Below are 19972 nucleotides of genomic sequence, written 5' to 3'. Positions count from 1 at the left end.
TTCCATGCCGAATACGCGTCGCTCGCCAAGCATGCGCGATGCGAGCGACGCGCGCCGTCACGGCGCGGGCCTGACCGCTGCGCCCGATTCGGTTGCCGGCTCGCCGGCCGGGCCGTACGCGGCCTGCGCCGCTTTGCGCTCGGCGAGACGCTTCGCCTGCAGTCGTTCCTGCGCCGCGAGGATGTCGTCCGGATAGTTGCCGACTTCGCCGCGCGCCGGGTTGTAGCCGACCGATTCGAGATCGATCAACTCCTGCAGCACCTGCGCGCGCGTGACCGGCGACGTCGCCTGCTGGGCGAACGACAGGGCCGGTGCGGCAAGCAGGACGGCAGCGGCCGCGGTAACGACGAGCGATTTCACGTGGTTCTCCTGAATACGGGGTGGGTGGCCAGATCGACACGCCGCACGCGATGCGCGGCTCCGACCTTCGACGTCAGTCTACGCAGCGCTTCCACGCGAAAACACCCCGATTCCAGGAGGGCTGCGTTCCAGAAGGAACAACATTGGCGGCGTCGCCCGCGGCGACCGAACCCGTGTGCGAACACGGGCGCCGTGCACACGGGCGACGTGCATACGGGCGACGTGCATACGGGCGCCGTGCATACGGACGCCGTGTACACGGACGCCGCGCAGAGGGCGGCGCCGCGCGACGCCGATCAGAACCGCGTGCGCATGCCGATCGTGCCGACCACCTGGTTCGCCGTGCCCGATGCGCCGCCCGACGTGTTGATGAACGCCTGATAGCCGCGGCCCGACGCATGCTGGAACATCGCTTCCGCGTACAGGTCGGTGCGGCGCGACAGCTTGTACACGGCCTGCAGGTCGACCTGATGCCATTTCGGGGCGGTCCCATGCTTGCTGTCGGGATTCGACACGCTGGCGTCCGTATAGACATAGGCCGCGCCGACGCTGACGGCCGGCGTGACCGCATAGCGCACGTTCACGTCGTAGTTGTTGAACGCGATCTGGCCGCTGGAGCCGAACGCGCCCGTGTTGTCGTACTGCGAGCGCGTGTAGACGAAGCCGGCGGTCACCGGGCCGAACACGTAGCCGACACCGCCGCCGTAGGTGCGCATGCGGTCCGAGCCGATCGACCAGCCGCCCTGGTTCAGGCTCTTCGCTTCGGCCGAATCGGTCGCGCCGGGGCTCGCGCTCGTCGAGCCCTTCGTGCCGTTCATTTGCAGGTACGCGCCGGCCAGCTTCAGCGGGCCGTTCGTGTAGCTCGCGGCCACGCTGTATGCGCGGTTCGCGCCGAAGTTCGCCGAGTTGGAGAACGCGTACAGTGCGCCGACCTTGAAGCCCGCGATCGTGTCGCTCGTGTACTTGACCGCGTTGTTGATGCGCAGCGAGTGGTTCAGGTTGTCGTTGTCGAACGGATGCGCGAAGCCCGTATCGCCGAAATCGCCCGACGTCGCGGACAACGGCGCGACGAAGTCGACCATCGTGTCGTACTGGCGGCCGAGCGTCAGCGTGCCGTAGCCGGCGCGGCTCAGGCCGACATACGCGTGCCGGCCGAACAGCTTGCCGTCCTGGCCGAGCCCGCCGTTGTTCGCGTTGAAGCCGTTTTCGAGCACGAACAATGCCTTCAGCCCGCCGCCGAGATCCTCGGCGCCGCGCACGCCGAAGCGGCTGCCGTTGATCGTGCCGGTCGTCATGCGCCACTGCGACGCGCCGTTCACGTTGTTGGTATAGGCGATGCCGGCGTCGATCAGGCCGTACAGCGTGACCGAGCTTTGCGCGTGGGCGAGCGGCGCGAACAGGGCGCCGGCGCACGCGCCGGCGATCAGGGTTTTTTTCATCGTGAAGCTCCTGCGTGTGGGACTGGAAACAAAGTTCGGCGCAAGTATAGGAATGCGCGGCGCGCGCAAGGACGCAGCGGCCGCGAGCGCACCGTTCCTGATCCCGCAAGAGTCGTTCACAAAACCGACACGACGACGCGCGTGCGCGCCGGGCCGGCGGTTTCTGCCTGGCGGCCGGCACGCGGCTTCGGTCCGGCGCGGCCCGGCTGTCGTGTCGATGCAACATGCGCGGCACGTGTGCGCGTCGCCGCTTTCCTCCATACTGGTCGCCCGGACCGCACGGCCGCCAGCGCAGATCGCGCGGTCGTGTTCACGCATACGACAAGAGGCCTCTCCATGAACCTGTTCAACGTACGTTTGCGCGGCCGCGACGGCCTGTTCACGATCGGCATCGATGCCGGCAGGATCGCGCGCATCGATGCGCAAACCGCGCCGATCGCGTCGACGAACCCTGACCATATCGACGGCGGCGGCCGCCTCGCGATTCCGCCGCTCGTCGAACCGCATATCCACCTCGATGCCGTGCTGACGGCCGGCGAACCCGCGTGGAACATGAGCGGCACGCTGTTCGAGGGCATCGAGCGCTGGGCCGAGCGCAAGGCGACGATCACGCACGAGGACACCAAGGCGCGCGCGCATGCGGCGATCGGCATGCTGCGCGATCACGGGATCCAGCACGTGCGCACGCACGTCGACGTGACCGATCCGACGCTCGCCGCGCTGAAGGCGATGCTGGAGGTGAAGGACGAGGCGCGCGGGCTGATCGATCTGCAGATCGTCGCGTTCCCGCAGGAGGGCATCGAATCGTTCGACGGCGGCCGCGCGCTGATGGCGCAGGCGATCGAGCTCGGCGCGGACGTCGTCGGCGGCATTCCGCATTTCGAGAACACGCGGGAGCAGGGCGTCAGCTCGATCCGCTTCCTGATGGATCTCGCGGAACGCACGGGCTGCCTCGTCGACGTGCACTGCGACGAGACCGACGATCCGCATTCGCGCTTTCTCGAAGTGCTCGCGGAAGAGGCGCGCGTGCGCGGCATGGGCGCACGCGTCACCGCGAGCCACACCACCGCGATGGGTTCGTACGACAACGCGTACTGCTCGAAGCTGTTCCGGCTGCTGAAGCGGGCGGGGCTGAATTTCATCTCGTGCCCGACCGAGAGCATCCATCTGCAGGGGCGCTTCGACACGTTCCCGAAGCGGCGCGGCGTCACACGCGTCGCGGAGCTCGACCGTGCCGGGCTCAACGTGTGCTTCGGGCAGGATTCGATCAAGGATCCGTGGTATCCGCTCGGCAACGGCAACATCCTGCGCGTGCTCGATGCGGGCCTCCATATCTGCCACATGATGGGTTACCAGGATCTGCAGCGCTGCCTCGACTTCGTGACCGACCATAGCGCGACGGCGATGCACCTCGGCGACGGGTACGGCATCGCGGTCGGGCGTCCGGCGAATCTCGTCGTGCTCGACGCGGACAGCGACTACGAAGCCGTGCGCAGGCAGGCGAAGGCCACGCTGTCGATGCGCCACGGGAAGGTCATCATGCGGCGCGAACCGGAACGCCTGACCTATCCGGACTGATGCGGCAGGCGGTCATCGCGGGCCGCCGGCGTTCGTGCATTCGGAAAATGCATGAGTTGATCAGAAAAATACGTTTGTCTCATGATAGGCGCGGGCCTACGATGCGGTCCTGGCGACGGCGTGCACCGTGCGCGCCGTCTTTTCGATCCCATTCACCGACCCCATGCGCTTCGATCTTCCGTCCGCTCCCGCTGCTTCGTCGCCGCCCGTCAGCCCGTTCGCGCGCATGGCCGTCGTCACGATCCTGACCGGCATCGGCGCGGGTCTCGGCGGCATGCTGCTCGCGTTGCTGCTGCATGCGATCCAGCACGTCGCGTACGGCTACGACGTCGCGCACGTGATCGGGTCCGAGAGCTTCCTCAGCGGCGTGACCGGGGCCGAGCCGCTGCGTCGGCTCGCGGTGCTGGTGGTGTGCGGGATCGTCGCGGGCGGCGGCTGGTGGGCGCTTTACCGATACGGCCGGCCACTCGTCGGCATCCGCCGCGCGGTGCGTGCGGCCGATCCGCGGATGCCGTTCGTCAGCACGACGGTCCACGCGCTGCTGCAGATCGTCACCGTCGCGCTCGGCTCGCCGCTCGGCCGCGAAGTCGCACCGCGCGAGATCGGTGCGCTGCTCGCCGGGCGGTTTGCCCATGCGGCGGGGCTCACGCCCGACGACTGCAGGCTGATGGTCGCGTGCGGCGCCGGCGCGGGGCTCGCGGCCGTCTACAACGTGCCGCTCGGCGGCGCGATCTTCGTGCTGGAGGTGCTGCTCGGCACGTTCGAATGGCGTGCGCTGGTCGCAGCGGTCGTGACGTCCGCAATCGCCGCGGTCGTCGCATGGATCGGTCTCGGCAACGAACACCAGTACGCGGTGCCGGCGTTCGTGTCGAGCACGCCGCTCGTCGCATGGTCGATCGTCTGCGGGCCGCTGTTCGGCGTCGCCGCGTACGGTTTCGTGCGGCTCACGACCCGCGCGCGGGCGAACGCGCCGAAGGACTGGCGGCTGCCGGTGTTCGCGCTGCTCAACTTCGCGGTGATCGGCGTGCTCGCGACGAAGTTTCCGCAACTGCTCGGCAACGGCAAGGGCCCGGCGTCGCTCGGTTTCGACGGCACGCTGACGATCGGTCTCGCGGCGGCGCTGCTCGTGCTGAAGGTGCTGATCGAGGCCGGCAGCCTGCGGGCCGGCGCGGAAGGCGGGCTGCTGACGCCGGGACTCGCGAACGGCGCGCTGCTCGGTGTCGTGCTCGGCGGACTGTGGAGCATCGTGTGGCCCGGCGCATCGCTCGGCGGATGCGCGCTGATCGGCGCGACCGCGTTTCTTGCCGCGTCGATGCAGATGCCGATCACGGCCGTCGTGCTGCTGCTCGAATTCACGCGCGCGAATCACGACAGCCTCGTGCCGATGCTGCTGGCCGTGGCGGGGGCGCTCGTCGCGTACCGGGGCGCGCAGCGGCTGGCGGAGCGGCGGGGGCGCAAGGTTGCGACCGCGAGTACGTCGGCGACGGTGGGGCGTTGATATGCATGAGCGGCCAGAAGGTGGGCGATCCGCTGAAAATTGACACTCTGCATCTGTTCAAATGCCTGTCGCCGCCGTGGCGCACTCGTGCGCAAGATGAGGCTGCGACAGCCCGAAGCGCAAGCCACGCGGTACTTCACAGCATCTGCACGAGATCCGCCAATCACATCCGGGCAGACGCTTGTCGCGGCAATCTGCCGGTGAGTCCGTTGTTTCGCCTCCGCTACTCACGCTAGCCTTTTCCGCTCGTTCAAATTCAAACTATGAGAGAAAAAATGGCGAGCACGTACAGATACGGCATTCACGAGGGTTTGAGCCGCGAAGCACTGTTCTTCCTGATCTTTATCGAAGAGACTGGCAAGGCATTGGGGGTGGATGATGCGGTCGGCGTCGCGATGGTATTGTTGGGTCAGCGCTTTATCCCGACGCGAGGCAAGTTCGCGAACGCGGTCAAGGGCACGTCCATCGCGTCCGTCGTTTCGCGTCGGCTGCTGCCATACGAATTGAAGCACCGGATTTTGCCGACCGTTACCTCATTCAGGAGCCTGATCATGTTGCGCATCAAGTTGACGCAGAATATCGGCGCATTCGTCGGGCGGGCGATTCCTGGAGTCGGTTGGGTGATTCTGGCGACGGACGTCGCGTTGATCACTTGTCGTACGATCGGCGCGTACAACGGCATGGTGAAGCCCGAGGATCGCTTATATGGCTGACACGTGGAAACGCCTCGAAGCGTTCATCGCGACTGACGTCGCAAGGTTCCAGATCGATCGCATCGAACTGTCGCGGGACACGGATCTTTATCACGATCTCGATCTCGAACCGAACGACATCGACAGAATCATTCGGCAATGGGGTGCGACATTCGGCGTCGATTTGTCCGCGTTCGACCTCCATTATTACTATCCGTCCGCGAAGCTCGGCATCGGTTCGTTTCTCGCGACAGTCGTCAAATCCCCGTTCAGCCCAGAGGCGAGGGAGACGCTGGGGGGGCGGTCACTGACACTCGGAATGATGGAGGAAGCGATGGAGCGCGGACGTTGGGAGCCTTGATTCGCTGACCCGTCGAGATTCGCGTGACACACGACGAGACGAATATCGCCGCAGGAGGCGCCCGCCTGATCCGCAGTCAGGCGGGCGCTTTTGCATGCGCACGTCCTTCATGAATTCCAGTCTGCAGCGATACACACCATTGGCTTCTTCCCTCGGTTGCCTCGCTTCGGAGCCGGTCGCGGTCATGTAACGGATTCGATAGCCTGCCGAAGTCGACCGCCCCGATTCCCGACAGGGGCATCAACGCAAGCAATACGGTTCTGTGCAAGAATCCGCGCGTTTCCGCGCCTCAACCAACAACGATACGCGCGGATGTCCCTATCAGGAAACGAGGAGTTCAAGTTGATCCAGCGCATTTCCCGCTTCTTCACGCAGGTGGTTCACCGCGTGTTGCCCGACCCGTTGATTTTCGCGATCCTGCTGACGATCGTCACGTTCGCGCTTGCGTTCGGGCTCACGCCGAACACGCCCGTGCAACTCACGACGATGTGGGGTTCCGGCTTCTGGAACCTGCTCGCGTTCTCGATGCAGATGGTCATGATCCTCGTGACGGGCCACGCGCTCGCGAGTTCGCCGCCCGTGCGGCGCCTGCTCGTCGCGCTCGCGAGCGCCGCGCGCACGCCCGGGCAAGGCGTGATGCTCGTCGCGTTCGTCGGCGCGCTGGCCTGCGCGATCAACTGGGGCTTCGGCCTCGTGCTCGGCGCGATGCTGGCGCGCGAAGTGGCGCGCCGCGTGGCCGGCAGCGACTACCGGCTGCTCGTCGCGTCCGCCTACATGGGCTTCCTGAGCTGGCACGGCGGGCTGTCGGGTTCGGTCCCGCTCGTCGCGGCCACGAAAGGCAATCCGATGGAAAAGACCATCGGCTTGATTCCGGTGTCCGACACGATCTTCACCGGCTACAACGCGTTCATCACGATCGGGTTGATCGTGATGCTGCCGTTTCTCGCGCGGATGATGATGCCGAAGCCGGGCGACGTCGTCAGCGTCGATCCGGCGCTGCTCGCCGAGCCGCCGAGCGTCGAGCGCAAGCTCGCGCCCGACGCGACGTTCGCGGAACGGATGGAGGAGAGCCGCGCGCTGTCGATCGTCGTCGCGGCGCTGTGCGCGGCGTTCCTCGTGCTGCGTTTCGCGCAGAAGGGCTTCGCGCTCGACATCGACACGGTGAACCTCGCGTTCCTCGCGGCCGGCATCCTGCTGCACCGGACGCCGATGGCCTATGCGCGCGCGGTGGCCGGCGCGGCGCGCGGCGCGTCCGGGATCATGATCCAGTTCCCGTTCTACGCGGGCATCCAGGCGCTGATGGATCACTCCGGGCTCGCGGGCGTGATCACGAAATGGTTCGTCGATATCGCGAACGTCCACACGTTCCCGCTGCTCGCGTTCCTGAGTTCGGCCGTGATCAATTTCGCGGTGCCGTCGGGCGGCGGCCACTGGGTCGTGCAGGGGCCGTTCGTGATGCCGGCCGCGCAGGCGCTCGGCGCCGATCTCGGCAAGGCGGCCATGGCGATCGCGTACGGCGAGGCGTGGACCAACATGGCGCAGCCGTTCTGGGCGCTGCCCGCGCTGGCGATCGCGGGCCTCGGCGTGCGCGACATCATGGGCTATTGCGTGACGACGCTGTTGTTCTCGGGCGTGGTGTTCGTCGCGGGGATGTATCTGTTCTGACGAAGCGGGGCGGGATGCCGGCGGCGACGTGCCCGCATCCCGCCGGCTCGAGTTTCGTCCGGCTTCAGTCGCGCGAGCGCACGTCGGCGCGCTCGTGTCCGTGACGCAACGCGAGGCTCGCACATGCCGCGACGGCGAGTGCGGCCGCCAGCAGCGTCAGCCCGTTCTTCGCATTGCCGGTCGCCTGTTCGATCGCGCCGATGACGGTCGGCCCGACGAAGCCGCCGAGCAACCCGCACGTGTTCACGAGCCCGAGCCCGCCGGCCAGCGCGCTGCCGGCGAGCCGCGAAGCCGGAAACGTGAACACGATCGACTGCACGACGAAGAACATGGACGCGGCCACGCACACGCAGAGCAGTCCCGCCAACGGCGACGCATGCGCGGCGCCGATCATCCCGGCCGCCATGACCACCAGCCCCGCACACAGCATGCGGCGCGCGTGACGCGACTCGCGCGCGAAGCGCGGCAGCGTCGCTGCCCCGAGCGCGGCGGCGAGCCAGGGCAGCGACGTCAACAACCCGACTGCGACCGGCGAGAGGCGTCCCGATGCGCCGATGATGCCGGGCAGGAAGAAGATCACCGTGTAGATGGTCAACTGGTGGCAGAAGTACACGAAAATCGCGAGCCAGATCTGCGGATCGCGCAGGGCGGCGCCGAACGCGTGGCCGCCGTGCGCGGCGACGCCCGCATCCTGTTCGGCGGCCAGCTTGCGCTCGAGCGCGCGGCCGGTTTCCGGGGCGAGCCACGGCGCGGCGCTCGGCCGATCCGGCAAGCGCGTCCAGACGACGAACGCGAGCAGGATCGCCGGAATGCCTTCGACGACGAACAGCCATTGCCAGCCGTGGAAACCGAGCGTGCCGTCGAGCTCGATCAGCGCGCCGGCCAGCGGCCCGCCGACGATGTTGGCGATGCACACGCCGAGCAGGAAATAGCCGGTGGCGCGCGCACGCTCCTCGCGGCCGAACCAGTACGTCAAATACAACATCACGCCGGGAAACAGCCCGGCTTCGGCCGCGCCGAGCAGCAGGCGCATCACGTAGAACGACGTCTCCCCGCCGACGAACGCCATCGCGACCGACAGCGCGCCCCACGTGATCATGATCCGCGTGATCCAGAAGCGCGCGCCGACGCGATGCATGATCAGGTTGCTCGGGATTTCGAAGAGCGCGTAGGTGAGAAAGAACAGCCCCGCGCCGAGCCCATACGCGGCCGATGAAATGCCGAGATCGACGCCCATCGAATGTTTGGCGAACGCGATGTTGGTGCGGTCGAGAAAACTGATCACATACGCGGCGATCAGCAGCGGCATGAGTTTGCGGAACAGCAGCCGGTTCAGCGACGCGTTCGCGTCGCCGGCGGCGGACGACAGGGCCTGAGCGTGATGAGTGGACATGCGGACGACTCCGGTAAGGGCGAACCGGCGCGCACGGCAAGCACGGCGCGCCGCGTTCGGCAGATGCCGCTGCGGTGCAGGCAGCGGATGGGCAGACGACGGAGCCGCGCCGGCGGCGCTCGAACGGAGCGGGGCGATCAAGGGCGTCCTGGCGCCGGCCGGCTCGGGCCGGCGCCTCGTCACTGCGCTTGCGGATACGGGTGTTGCGGGCGCGAGCCGGCGCTCAGAAATTCACCGCGTCGCCGCCCTTGAGGGCGAGCATCGCGCGCGCCTCGGCCGGCGTCGCGATCTCGAGCGACAGGCCTTCGAGCACCTGACGCATTTTCAGGACTTGCGCGGCGCTCGATTCCGCGAGCTTGCCCGGCGCGATCCACAGCGAATCCTCGAGCCCGACGCGTACGTTCGCACCCTGCGCCGCGCCGATCGTCGCGAGCGGAATCTGGTTGCGCCCGGCGCCGAGGATCGACCACACGTAATCGCTGCCGAACAGACGGTCGGCCGTCCGGCGCATGTGCATCAGGTCCTCCGGATGCGCGCCGATCCCGCCCAGCAGGCCGAACACGCTTTGCACGAAGAAGGGCGGCTTCGCCAGCCCGCGATCGACGAAGTGCGCGAGGTTGTACAGATGCGAGATGTCGTAGCACTCGAATTCGAAACGCGTGCCGTTCGCGCCGCAGCGCGTGAGGATCGTCTCGATGTCGGCGAACGTGTTCTTGAACACGAGATCGCGGCTTTTCTCGAGATGTTCGCGCTCCCACGGATGCTTCAGCTCGCGGAAGCGCTCGAGCATCGGGTACAGCCCGAAGTTCATCGAACCCATGTTCAACGACGCGACCTCGGGCTGGAAATGCACCGCGGGCTGCAGCCGTTCGTCGACCGTCATGTGCGGGCTGCCGCCCGACGTGAGATTGATCACCGCGTCGGTCTGCGCCTTGATGCGCGGCAGGAATTCGGCGAACACGGCCGGATCCTGCGTCGGTTTGCCGTCGGACGGGTTGCGTGCGTGCAAGTGGAGGATCGCCGCGCCGGCCTGCGCGGCCGCGACCGCGGCCGTTTCGATTTCGTGCGGCGTCACGGGCAGGTACGGCGACATCGACGGCGTGTGGATCGCGCCGGTCGGCGCGCACGTGATGATGACTTTGCGAGCGTTTGCCATGGATGGATTCCTTTCGATGAACGATGCAGGAGGCGTCAGAGCACTTCGACGTTGCCGCAGACGGAGATCGCCTGCCCGGTGATCCCGTGTCCGCCCGGCGAGCACAGGAACAGCGCGGTCGCGGCGATTTCGGCCGGATCGGTCATGCGCCGCAGCGAGATCTTCTCGAGATAGCGCTTCTCCATTTCGTCGTAGCCGATGCCGAGCTGCTGCGCACGCGCCTCGATCACGCGGCGCATCCGCGGGCCGCGCACGATGCCGGGCTGGATCGCGTTCACGCGGATGCCGAGCGGCCCGAGTTCGATCGCGAGGCTCTTCACGAGGCCGACCACCGCCCATTTGGTGGCCGCATACGGCGTGCGGAACGCGTAGCCGAGCCGGCCGGCGACCGACGACAGCGCGATGATCGCGCCGCCGTGTTTCGACCCGCGCAGCAGCGGCACCGCGCGGCGCGCGAACTGGAATTGCGCGTTCAGGTTGATCGCGACCGTTTGTTCCCATTGAACGGGGTCGATTTCGTCGATACCGCCGGTCGGGCCGGCGATGCCCGCGTTGTTGACCAGCACGTCGAGGCCGCCGAGCGTGGCCGATATGTCGGCGAACACGCGGTCGACGGCCGCCGGATCGGATACGTCGGCCAACGTTGCGCCGATCGCGCTCGTCGCGGCGTGCGGCGGCCGATCGGCGAGCGCCGCGATCGCGGCCTGCGACGCGTCGCACACGTGCACGCGCGCGCCGCATTCGGCGAACGCGCGGGCGATTTCGAGACCGATGCCCGACGCGCCGCCCGTCACGAGGACGCGCAGGCCGTCATAGGGTTTCAGCAGGTCGGAAGCTGTCATGCCGGGTTGTCTCCATCGTTGATCTAGTGGGGTGGCCGGCCGCTCGTGCAAAGGCCGGCCGTGGCCAGCGGCCGCTACGGCTTCGCGTTCGCGGTTCGCGGCGTCTGTTCGGCCCGCAGCGTTTCGGCGAGATCGTGCGCGGCTCCGCCGATGTCGAGCGCGATGCCGGCGCGCACGCCGGCGCCGTCGCGCCGTTCGAGCGCATCGACGATCGCGCGGTGCGCGTCCATCGAGCGCCGCATGTGCGGGATGTCGAGCGCGACCATGTTGAGGAACGGGCCGACGCGCATCCACAGGTTCTCGACGATCGCGAGCGTGTTTTCGCTGGCGCCGTGCGCGTAGATCGCGCTGTGGAACGCAAAATTGCTTTGCAGATAGGCGCGCGAGCGGCCGGCCTCGACGTGCGCCTGCATCGTCTCGCAGGTCTTGCGCACGGCCGCGATCTGCGCATCGGTCATCCGTGCGCACGCGCGCTCGGCGATGCAGCCTTCGAGTGCGATCCGCACGTCGCGCAGCTCGTCGAGCGTGTCGAGCGTCATCGGCGGGACGACGAGCGCGCGGTTCGGGCCGTCGACCAGTGCGCGTTCGGCGCGCAGCCGCGTGAGTGCGGCCCGCACGGGCATCGTCGACGAGCCGACCGCCTCCGCGACGCTGCGCAGGCTCAGCGCCTGGCCAGGCGCGAAGCGGCCGCTCATCAGCGCTTCGCGCAGTTGCTGGTAGACCTTGTCGGCCATCGTTTCCTGTTCGATGGCTTTCAGTGCGGGCGGGACGATACGAGGCGGCAAGGCGGGGTTCTCCTGGGTTTGATCTGCGATCTGTGATCACACTGGCGATGGGCGAAGTTTTATCGATCGGTGCGCAGGAGTCAAGGCGAACGAGATCGGGGAAAACGAGGGGGCGGAGCAACTCGTATCGCGGCCGAACCGTACCTACCGGCCGAGCATCCGCCGAAGCCGCAGTAGCGATCGAACGCCGTTGCGCGATGCAACGGCGCGCCGCGTGCCGTTTCGCCGACGCTATTCGAGCGTCCGGATCGAATTGCTGATCCCGCGCGCGCAGTCGATTACCGCCGGCGCGAGCCTGCGGCGCGCGTCGTCGAACGTCCAGCGGCTCGTCGGCGCGACCACGTGCACGGCCGCGACCGGCTGCCCCTGGCTGCCGAGCACGGGCGCCGCGATCGACATGTCGCCGATGAACAGTTCTTCCTGGTTGGTCGCGTAGCCTTCGCGCCGCGCGCCGTCGAGCAACGCGACGAGATCGTCGAGCGCCGTGACCGTGCGCGGCGTATGCGGCGTGCGCGCCATGCCGTCGAGCCGCGCATGTGCTTCTTCCGGTGGCAACGCGCTCAGGAACGCGCGGCCGGAGCCGGTGCAGTACATCGGGATACGGCTGCCGATCGGCATGTGGATCGGCACGAACTTGGTCGACACGAAACGCGCGACGTACACCATTTCATCCTCGTCCGGCTCGGTGAGGTTGGTGGTTTCGCCGGTCAGGTTCGTGAGCTCGGACAGGAACGGATTCGCGACGTCGATCAACGTATCGGCCGCGAGATAGTTGAAGCCGATCCGCATCACGTGCGGCGTGAGCTGGTAGCGCCGTGTGACCGGATGCTTGCGGATGTAGCCGAGCTTCTCGAGCGTATAGACCATCCGCTGCGCGGAGCTTTTCGTCATTCCCGCCGCGTCGGCCACTTCCGCCAGCGTCATCGTGCGCCGCTTCGCACTGAACGCGCGCAGCACGTTCAGCCCCTTTTCCAGCGACTGGTTGAACAGCAGATCGTTTGCTTGGTCGGGCGACGTTTCCATGGCGGCGGGGTGGGATCGATTCGATATTGCATCATATCGTATCGAATATCGATACGCAAAAATCTATTTGCGATGTTTTTGATTCGTTTTAAGATCGGACCATCGTCGCAGTGTCGATCAGCGACCGGCCGGCGCCCGGATTATTCGAGAAGGAGTCACCATGGTTCCGTTCATCAAGCGGTTCGGCGCATTGGCCGCCGGTTTCGCCACCTGCATCGCACTGTCCACCGTCTCGGCGAGCGCCGTGGCGGCCGAGCCCACGCTGAAGGTCGGCGCGACGGCCACCGGCGTGCCGTTCACGTTTCTCGACGTCAAGAGCAATTCGATCCAGGGGATGATGGTCGATGCGATCACCGCGGCCGGGAAGTCGGCCGGGTTTCGCGTCGACGTGCAGCAGACCGTGTTCTCGGCGCTGATCCCGTCGCTCACCACGCAGAAGATCGACATCATCTCGGCCGCGATGCTGAAGACGCCGGCGCGCCAGCAGGTCGTCGATTTCTCCGACACCGTCTACTCGTTCGGCGAAGGCCTGATCGTGAAGGCCGACGATCCGGGCCGCTATACGTCGATGGACGATTTCAAGGACCAGGTGGTCGGCGCGCAGGTCGGCACGGCGTTCGTCGATGCGCTCAACAAGAAGGGCATCTTCAAGGAAGTCCGGACCTACGATTCGATTGCCGACATCATGCGCGACGTCGCGCTCGGGCGCATCAAGGCCGGCTTCGCCGATCAGCCGATCGTCGCGTACCAGATCGAGCACGGCGTCAATCGCCAGGTGCGGCTCGTGCCCGAATACCAGAGCGTCGTGAAGGGGCAGGTCTGCTTCATCGTACGCAAGGGCGACACCGCGACGCTCGAACAACTCAACGGCGCGATCCGCAAGATGAAGAGCGACGGCACGCTGCAGCAGATCCTGCAGAAGTGGCACATGAGCTGAGCGTCGGCATTCGATTCCCGACCGGCATCGCCCGCACGTCGCGGGCATTCGCGGCGGCGGGCCGTCCGGCCATCGCATAGGAGACCTCATGTTTTTTCAGAACGCGATCGATTTCCTGCCGATCCTGTTGAAGGGCGCGGTGGTCACGATCGAGATCACCGCATGCGCGTTCGTGCTCAGCTCGGTGCTCGGGCTGATTCTCGCGCTGCTGAAGGTGTCGCGCCATCGCGCCGTCTCGACGGCCGGCAGCACGATCGTCAACGTGATCCGCGGGCTGCCCATCATCGTGCAGCTGTTCTACATGTACTTCGTGCTGCCCGATCTCGGCGTGCAGCTGTCGGCGTTCCAGGCCGGCGTGCTCGGCCTCGGCATCGCCTATTCGGCGTATCAGGCCGAGAATTTCCGCGCGGGCATCGAGGCGATCGACCGCGGCCAGATCGAAGCCGCGCACGCGATCGGCATGCGCGGCCCGATGATCATGCGGCGCGTGGTATTGCCGCAGGCGTTTCGCATCGCGCTGCCGCCGTACGGCAACACGCTGGTGATGCTGCTGAAGGATTCGTCGGTCGCGTCGACGATCACGGTCGCGGAAATCACGCGCGCCGGCCAGTTGATCGCGTCGTCGACGTTCCAGAACATGAGCGTCTACACGCTCGTCGCGCTGCTGTATCTCGCGCTCGGCCTGCCGCTGATGTTCGGCGTGAACCGGCTCGGCAAGCGGCTCGCACTGAGGAGAGACGCATGATCCGGATCGATTCGATACACAAGCGGTTTCAGCAGCACGCGGTGCTGAAGGGCGTGAGCCTCGACGTGCAGCCGGGCGAAGTCGTGTGCCTGATCGGGCCGTCCGGGTCCGGCAAGTCGACCGTGCTGCGCTGTATCAACGGTTTCGAGACCTACGACGAAGGGTCGATCACGATCGACGGCGTGAAGGTCGACGCGCATTCGAAACGGATCCACGAATTGCGGATGCGGGTCGGCATGGTATTCCAGCGCTTCAACCTGTTTGCGCACCGGACGGCGCTCGAGAACGTGATGGAAGGGCCCGTGCACGTGCGACGGAGGCCGGTCGCGCAAGCGCGCGAGCAGGCCCGCGCGCTGCTCGACAAGGTCGGGCTGTCGCACCGGATGAACGCGTATCCGTCGGAACTGTCGGGCGGGCAGCAGCAGCGCGTCGCGATCGCACGCGCGCTCGCGATGGAGCCGCAGGCGATCCTCTTCGACGAACCGACGTCGGCGCTCGACCCCGAGCTCGTCGGCGAAGTGCTTGGCGTGATGCGCGGGCTTGCCCGCGACGGGATGACCATGGTGGTCGTCACGCACGAGATGGCATTCGCGCGCGAGGTGGCCGATCGCGTGTGTTTCCTGCACGACGGGACCATCTGCGAAAGCGGACCGGCGCGCGAGGTGCTCACGCAGCCGACCCATCCCCGCACGCAGGAATTCCTCCGTCGCCTGCTGGCGTCGGACGGCGCGGACAACCCGGATCGAACATGAGCGCAACGAACGCGACACCCGGATGGCCCGACGCACGGTGGCCGGATTCGCTGTGGGCGGCGACCGCCGCGCCGGCGCCCGATACGCCCGCGCTCGACGCGTCCGCGTCGTGCGACGTGGCGATCGTCGGCGCCGGATTCACGGGTTTGTCGACCGCACTTCACCTGGCCGAACGCGGCGTGAACGTCCGCGTGATCGACGGCGCGCAGCCGGGCTGGGGCGCATCGGGCCGTAACGGCGGGCAAGTGATTCCCGGGCTGAAATACGACCCGGACGAACTCGTTCGCCGGTTCGGCGACGAGGCCGGCGAGCAGCTTGCCGGCCTCGTCGGCGGCGCCGCCGATACCGTGTTCGACCTGATCGCGCGCCACGGCATCGATTGCGATGCGCGCCGTCACGGCTGGATCCAGCCGGCACCGACCGCCGCGATGCTCGACACGGTCGCACGTCGTGCGCAGCAGTGGGCCGCGCGCGGCGCGCCGGTCGACGTGCTCGGCCGCGACGACGTCGCGCGACGGCTCGGCACGCGGGCGTATGCGGGCGGCTGGATCGACCGGCGCGCGGGCAGCGTGCAGCCGCTCAGCTATACGCGCGGCCTCGTGCGCGCCGTGCAGGCGAGCGGGGCGGTCGTGCACGGCTCGACCCGCGCCGTCGGGCTGACACGCGCCGACGGCCGCTGGCGGATCGCGACGTCCGGCGGCGCGACGCTGTCGGCCGAGCGCGTGGTGATCGCGACCAACGGCTACACGGACGGGCTGTGGCCCGGCTTGCGCCAGTCGGTGATCGCCGCGAACAGCTTCATCGTCGCGACGGAACCGCTCGCGCCGGCGCTCGGCCGCGACATCCTCGCCGGTGGCGAAGTCGCATCCGATGCGCGGCGTCTGCTGCTGTACTTCCGCCGCGACGCGGCCGGGCGCTTGCTGATGGGCGGCCGCGGCCCGTTCGCCGACCCGCGCGCGCCGAGCGACTGGCGTCACCTCGAACGCGCGACGACGCTGTTGTATCCGCAACTGAAGGGCGTCCGGTTCGAATACCGCTGGGCAGGGCGCGTCGCCATCACTGCGGATTTCCTGCCGCACGTGCACGAGCCCGCGCCGGGCGTGACGATCGCGCTCGGCTACAACGGCCGCGGCATCGCGATGGCGACGACGCTCGGCAAGCATCTGGCCGCGCATCTGTCGGGCGATGCGCGACTGCCGCTGCCGTTCCGCGTCACGCCGATCCGGCCGATTCCGTTGCACGGGCTGCAGCGCTTCTATATCGCGGCCGGGGTCGCCTGGTATCGGTTGCTCGACAGCCTGTCCTGACGACGCCCGGCAGGCGCTCAGTGCTGCGCTGGCGCGTCCGTCAGCGTGCCGAGAAACGCTTCGATGTCCTTGATGTCCTGAGCCGTCATCGCGGGCTTGTCGCCGGGCTTGCGATCGAACGGCGCATCGGTCACGTCGACGTTCGCGCGATATTTCGGCGGAATGTCGTCGTATTCGTCGACCTTGCCGTCCGCGCCGCGCGAATAGAACTTCTGCGGCGAGATGCTGCGCTCGTTGTAGAACGCCATCACCTGGTCGAGCGTGTGGAACACGCCGTTGTGGAAGAACACGTGGCGCGTCGCCGAATTGCGCAGCGTCGGCGTCAGGAACATCCCGCAGTACTGGGTCTGGTCCTTCAGGTCGTCACGGAACGGCCCGCACACGCCGAGATCGTAGAACGCGGGGTTGCGGTTCTGCGCGAGCGCGCGGTTGCGCGGCGCGCCGAGCGCCTCGTACTGGTAGTCGGTGAACATCGGCGGCAGCCCGTCCTTGCCGGGTTTCGACAAGTGGCAGCCCGCGCAATTCGCCTTGTCCGGATCGTTGAACAGGCGCAGCCCGCGCAGTTCGGCCTGCGTGAGGCGCGCACGGCCTTCGAGCCAGCGGTCGTACTTGCTGTCGTACGGATGGAAGGACGGATCCTCGACCTGGTAGCGCGCGATCGCGAACATCGCCTCCGACACCGCGAGCTGCGGGCTGTCGAACACGCGTGCGCCGAACAATTGCTCCAGTTGCGCGCGATGCGACGACTGCGCGAGCTTGTGCGCGACGTCGTCGACGCTCGCGTTCGCCATCTCGACCGGATTCAGCAGCGGGCCGAACGCCTGTTGCTGCAGCGTGTCGGCGCGGCCGTCCCAGAACATCCCGCCCTGCGGCACGAGCTGCGGCGCGGCCGACGTGCCGGCCACCTTCTGCGCCTTGACGACGCCGGCCGCCGCCGTGGCCTGCTGCGCGACGCTCGGCGCGGCGTCGTTTTCCCCGGCATCGGGGCCGATGCTGAAATTCGGCTGGCGGTACAGATACATCAACGACGGCGGCGGACGATAGCCCTGCTGCGTCATCGCGAGGCCGCCCGGCTGCACGTCGAGCGCATTCGGCGGGCCGTACGCATGATCGGGGCTGTGGCACGACGCGCACGACTGCTTGCCCGACGCCGACAGCGACGGATCGTGGAACAGCGCGCGCCCGAGCTGCGCGACCGCCGACAGCGGCTGCGCGGCGGGCCGTTGCAGCACGACCGGATGCGGGTTCGCGCCGGTCCAGTCGGCGACCACGGTGCCGATCGCCGCGGGTACCCGCGCGGGAAACGCGATAGCGAACGCGCCATAGCCGATCGCGGCCGCGCCGAGCACGAATGCCGTGCGGCGCAGCAGGCGGGAAGGGGCACGCGGCGCGGGCGTGCCGGCGGCATCGGGAGACGGAAACGCGGGGCGAGCTGTCATGCTGTCGGTCGAAAAACGGGTGTCGCGCAAAGCGGCGCGTTGAAATGGAAACGGCCGGCGCATCGCCATGCGCCGGCCATGCGGTCAGGCCGCGACGGTCAGATCGACGGGGCGGCGCTCAATACGGTGCCGAGCGTCGGGTCGAGATAGAGCGGCGTCGTGTTCGGCTTCGACGTGAAGTCGAACAGGTTGCGCAGGTCGCCCGCCGTCGCATCGAACGAACCGCCGCCGATACGCTGGCCGCCGAGCCAGTTGTCCTCGATGAAGCGCACGACGGACGACTGGTCGAGCATCGTGTGATCGACGTAGTTCTGCTTCGCATACGGAGAGATCACGACCAGCGGAATACGCACGCCCGGGCCGCAGCGGCCGTTCACGGTCGCGCCGTTCACGCCGGTGGTGCCGCCCGTGCCGCACTTGCCGGCGCCGTTGAGCTGATCGACCGGGTCCGACGACGCGTGCGTCGGCGACGTGTACACATGGTCGTACCAGCCGTCCGAATCGTCATAGGTGACGATCACGGCCGTGTTCTGCCAGTCCGGTTGCTGCTGCAGGAAGTTGACGACCTTCGTCACGAACGCCTGCTCGTCGAGCGGATCCGAATAGCCGGCATGCCCGTCCTGTGCGGCCGGCGCCTTCAGGTAGCTGACCGACGGGAAGTTGCCGGCCTTCACGGCGGCGAAGAAGTCGTCCGTGTCGTACTGGTGGTTCGCCGGTTCGGCGGTCTTGCCGTCGGCCTCGACGCTCGAACCGATCGCCGCGATCGAGCTCGGGCGCGTGTGTTGCGGGTTCGCGGTCGACGCGTAGTACTGGAACCAGTTGTGGTGCGGGATGTAGTCGGCGGTCGCGGCGTTCACGGCGGTGGCGACCGTGCTGCGTGCGCAGCCCGTCGTGCCGTTGCCGTTCGTCGTCGACAGGTTGAAGCCGCCCATGAAGCCGCCCCACGTGATCTTCGCGGCGTTCAGCAGGTCGCCGATGTTCTTGCCGGACATCATCGCCTGGTCGGTCGTGCTCGAGCACACGTCGAAACCCGGATCGACGTCGTTGATCATGGTGAAGCCGCCCTGGCCGTCGTTGATGTAGTACGAGCTGGCGGCGAGCGTCGACGGCTGCTTCGACGTCTTGACGATCTGCATCCCGTTGGTCTGCCCCGCCACGACGTTCAGTGCGCCCGGCGTCGACGGGCCGTAGACCGTCGTGTACGTGTTGTCGCTCATCGCGAAGCGCTGCGCGTAGTTCCACAGCGCGGTCACCGTGTTGCCGTCGAAGTAGCCCATCACCTGGCCCTTCGTGCCGAACGCGCCGGCGCCGCCGGACGAGCCCTTGCCCGTGTACTTCGGGAACAGGTCCGCGAGGCCGTTGTCCTCGGCCTGCTGCTCGGCGGTGTAGGCGTGGTTCTGGTCGGCCGTCGCGGCCTGCGTGCGGTCGAGGCGGAACGGGTTCGCCGCGTCGGTGCCGTTGGCCGTGTTCGTGAAGTTCGGGTTCGCGGTGAGCAGTGTGCCCGTCAGGCCGTTCGGCGTCGGCGTGCCGGGTTTCGCGGTGAACGCCGGTTCGCCCGACGGGTTCGTCGCGTTCGGATAGGTGCCGAAGTAGTGGTCGAACGAGATGTTTTCGCCGTAGATCACGACGACGTGCTTGATCGGCGTGGCGGTCTGCAGCGCATCCTGCGACGACACGGCGGGCGCCGGCGTGGAATCGTCGCTGCCGCCGCAGGCGAACAGCGCCAGCGCTGCGGCTGCGCAGGCAGTGACGAGCAAGGCTTGACGGAACATCGGGAAACTCCAGGGTAAGGGCTTCGATGGTGGAGAACGGCCCCGTCGCCGTGTCGGTTCGGCGCGAAGCTCGTGAGGGAGCACGCGCATTGGACCAGTTGCGTATGAAGATATGGGGACGGAGTGTTTTCGCGACGGTTGCGCCGTGGTATCGATTCCATTACGCCGCGGCGCGGGGCGAAAGAGAACGGAAAGGGGTGGACCGCCTGCAACCTCCGTGTCACATGG

Annotated in this window: 18 protein-coding genes; 9 read left to right on the top strand and 9 right to left on the bottom strand. The window is 67.4% G+C overall.

Annotated elements, in window-relative coordinates:
• Positions 1-57: 57 nt before the first annotated feature.
• The gene (locus WS95_RS04255) at positions 58-360 is read right to left on the bottom strand and encodes a DUF4148 domain-containing protein (protein ID WP_034204885.1); all 303 of its coding nucleotides are present in this window, start codon (positions 358-360) and stop codon (positions 58-60) included.
• Between the two features lie 296 nt (positions 361-656).
• Positions 657-1799, bottom strand: a complete 1143-nt coding sequence (locus tag WS95_RS04250; protein ID WP_059822467.1) for a porin — start codon at positions 1797-1799, stop codon at positions 657-659.
• Between the two features lie 336 nt (positions 1800-2135).
• Here WS95_RS04250 and codA point away from each other — a divergent pair, with 336 nt between their 5' ends.
• The 5 genes from codA (at position 2136) to WS95_RS04225 (ending at position 7593) form a co-directional block, all read left to right on the top strand.
• Positions 2136-3377 (top strand): cytosine deaminase, encoded by a 1242-nt coding sequence (codA, locus tag WS95_RS04245; protein WP_059822465.1) that lies wholly within the window; start codon positions 2136-2138, stop codon positions 3375-3377.
• 163 nt (positions 3378-3540) lie between these two features.
• On the top strand, positions 3541-4875 hold the full coding sequence (locus WS95_RS04240) for a chloride channel protein (protein WP_059822464.1): 1335 nt from the start codon (positions 3541-3543) through the stop codon (positions 4873-4875).
• 275 nt (positions 4876-5150) lie between these two features.
• A complete protein-coding gene (locus WS95_RS04235; protein ID WP_034204882.1) occupies positions 5151-5588 on the top strand; it encodes an STM2901 family protein in 438 nt (145 codons plus the stop codon).
• A complete protein-coding gene (locus WS95_RS04230) occupies positions 5581-5928 on the top strand; it encodes a DUF1493 family protein (protein WP_059822462.1) in 348 nt (115 codons plus the stop codon). The genes WS95_RS04235 and WS95_RS04230 overlap by 8 nt, the downstream gene beginning before the upstream one ends.
• 342 nt (positions 5929-6270) lie before the next feature.
• Positions 6271-7593 (top strand): TIGR00366 family protein, encoded by a 1323-nt coding sequence (locus tag WS95_RS04225; protein ID WP_034204880.1) that lies wholly within the window; start codon positions 6271-6273, stop codon positions 7591-7593.
• Between the two features lie 64 nt (positions 7594-7657).
• On the opposite strand, the gene WS95_RS04220 is transcribed toward WS95_RS04225, so the two are convergent.
• From WS95_RS04220 to WS95_RS04200, 5 genes are all read right to left on the bottom strand, one after another.
• Positions 7658-8986: an MFS transporter gene (locus tag WS95_RS04220; RefSeq protein ID WP_059822461.1), complete on the bottom strand. Its 1329-nt coding sequence runs from the start codon at positions 8984-8986 to the stop codon at positions 7658-7660.
• Between the two features lie 223 nt (positions 8987-9209).
• Positions 9210-10142, bottom strand: a complete 933-nt coding sequence (locus tag WS95_RS04215; RefSeq protein WP_059822459.1) for a 3-keto-5-aminohexanoate cleavage protein — start codon at positions 10140-10142, stop codon at positions 9210-9212.
• A 35-nt stretch (positions 10143-10177) separates the two neighbouring features.
• Entirely contained in the window at positions 10178-10984 is an 807-nt protein-coding gene (locus tag WS95_RS04210) for an SDR family oxidoreductase (protein WP_059822457.1), read from the bottom strand.
• Positions 10985-11058: 74 nt separating this feature from the next.
• Positions 11059-11769, bottom strand: coding sequence for a GntR family transcriptional regulator (locus WS95_RS04205; RefSeq protein WP_034204877.1), 711 nt, complete (start codon positions 11767-11769; stop codon positions 11059-11061).
• A gap of 231 nt (positions 11770-12000) precedes the next feature.
• Positions 12001-12792, bottom strand: coding sequence for an IclR family transcriptional regulator (locus WS95_RS04200; protein ID WP_059822456.1), 792 nt, complete (start codon positions 12790-12792; stop codon positions 12001-12003).
• Between the two features lie 160 nt (positions 12793-12952).
• Here WS95_RS04200 and WS95_RS04195 point away from each other — a divergent pair, with 160 nt between their 5' ends.
• From WS95_RS04195 to WS95_RS04180, 4 genes are all read left to right on the top strand, one after another.
• Positions 12953-13729: an ABC transporter substrate-binding protein gene (locus WS95_RS04195; protein WP_059783560.1), complete on the top strand. Its 777-nt coding sequence runs from the start codon at positions 12953-12955 to the stop codon at positions 13727-13729.
• An 88-nt stretch (positions 13730-13817) separates the two neighbouring features.
• Positions 13818-14474 (top strand): amino acid ABC transporter permease, encoded by a 657-nt coding sequence (locus tag WS95_RS04190; RefSeq protein WP_059822454.1) that lies wholly within the window; start codon positions 13818-13820, stop codon positions 14472-14474.
• Positions 14471-15226: an amino acid ABC transporter ATP-binding protein gene (locus tag WS95_RS04185; protein WP_034204873.1), complete on the top strand. Its 756-nt coding sequence runs from the start codon at positions 14471-14473 to the stop codon at positions 15224-15226. The genes WS95_RS04190 and WS95_RS04185 overlap by 4 nt, the downstream gene beginning before the upstream one ends.
• Positions 15223-16533: an NAD(P)/FAD-dependent oxidoreductase gene (locus WS95_RS04180; RefSeq protein ID WP_034204872.1), complete on the top strand. Its 1311-nt coding sequence runs from the start codon at positions 15223-15225 to the stop codon at positions 16531-16533. The genes WS95_RS04185 and WS95_RS04180 overlap by 4 nt, the downstream gene beginning before the upstream one ends.
• A gap of 17 nt (positions 16534-16550) precedes the next feature.
• Here WS95_RS04180 and WS95_RS04175 read toward each other — a convergent pair whose 3' ends face one another.
• Both WS95_RS04175 and WS95_RS04170 read right to left on the bottom strand, forming a co-directional pair.
• A complete protein-coding gene (locus tag WS95_RS04175) occupies positions 16551-17972 on the bottom strand; it encodes a cytochrome-c peroxidase (RefSeq protein WP_059785021.1) in 1422 nt (473 codons plus the stop codon).
• Between the two features lie 98 nt (positions 17973-18070).
• Positions 18071-19744: a phospholipase C gene (locus WS95_RS04170; protein WP_034204871.1), complete on the bottom strand. Its 1674-nt coding sequence runs from the start codon at positions 19742-19744 to the stop codon at positions 18071-18073.
• Positions 19745-19972 lie beyond the last annotated feature (228 nt).

The organism is Burkholderia sp. MSMB1826 (genome assembly GCF_001526325.1).
Lineage (GTDB): Bacteria > Pseudomonadota > Gammaproteobacteria > Burkholderiales > Burkholderiaceae > Burkholderia.
Note: the sequence above shows the minus strand (reverse complement) of the source record. Positions and strands in the feature narration are given on the sequence as shown.

Coding starts and splice junctions, on each gene's coding strand:
- WS95_RS04250 (WP_059822467.1), bottom strand. CDS start 1,799: ATGAAAAAAACCCTGATCGCCGGCGCGTGCGCCGGCGCCCTGTTCGCG.
- codA (WP_059822465.1), top strand. CDS start 2,136: ATGAACCTGTTCAACGTACGTTTGCGCGGCCGCGACGGCCTGTTCACG.
- WS95_RS04240 (WP_059822464.1), top strand. CDS start 3,541: ATGCGCTTCGATCTTCCGTCCGCTCCCGCTGCTTCGTCGCCGCCCGTC.
- WS95_RS04235 (WP_034204882.1), top strand. CDS start 5,151: ATGGCGAGCACGTACAGATACGGCATTCACGAGGGTTTGAGCCGCGAA.
- WS95_RS04230 (WP_059822462.1), top strand. CDS start 5,581: ATGGCTGACACGTGGAAACGCCTCGAAGCGTTCATCGCGACTGACGTC.
- WS95_RS04220 (WP_059822461.1), bottom strand. CDS start 8,986: ATGTCCACTCATCACGCTCAGGCCCTGTCGTCCGCCGCCGGCGACGCG.
- WS95_RS04215 (WP_059822459.1), bottom strand. CDS start 10,142: ATGGCAAACGCTCGCAAAGTCATCATCACGTGCGCGCCGACCGGCGCG.
- WS95_RS04210 (WP_059822457.1), bottom strand. CDS start 10,984: ATGACAGCTTCCGACCTGCTGAAACCCTATGACGGCCTGCGCGTCCTC.
- WS95_RS04200 (WP_059822456.1), bottom strand. CDS start 12,792: ATGGAAACGTCGCCCGACCAAGCAAACGATCTGCTGTTCAACCAGTCG.
- WS95_RS04195 (WP_059783560.1), top strand. CDS start 12,953: ATGGTTCCGTTCATCAAGCGGTTCGGCGCATTGGCCGCCGGTTTCGCC.
- WS95_RS04190 (WP_059822454.1), top strand. CDS start 13,818: ATGTTTTTTCAGAACGCGATCGATTTCCTGCCGATCCTGTTGAAGGGC.
- WS95_RS04185 (WP_034204873.1), top strand. CDS start 14,471: ATGATCCGGATCGATTCGATACACAAGCGGTTTCAGCAGCACGCGGTG.
- WS95_RS04180 (WP_034204872.1), top strand. CDS start 15,223: ATGAGCGCAACGAACGCGACACCCGGATGGCCCGACGCACGGTGGCCG.
- WS95_RS04175 (WP_059785021.1), bottom strand. CDS start 17,972: ATGACAGCTCGCCCCGCGTTTCCGTCTCCCGATGCCGCCGGCACGCCC.
- WS95_RS04170 (WP_034204871.1), bottom strand. CDS start 19,744: ATGTTCCGTCAAGCCTTGCTCGTCACTGCCTGCGCAGCCGCAGCGCTG.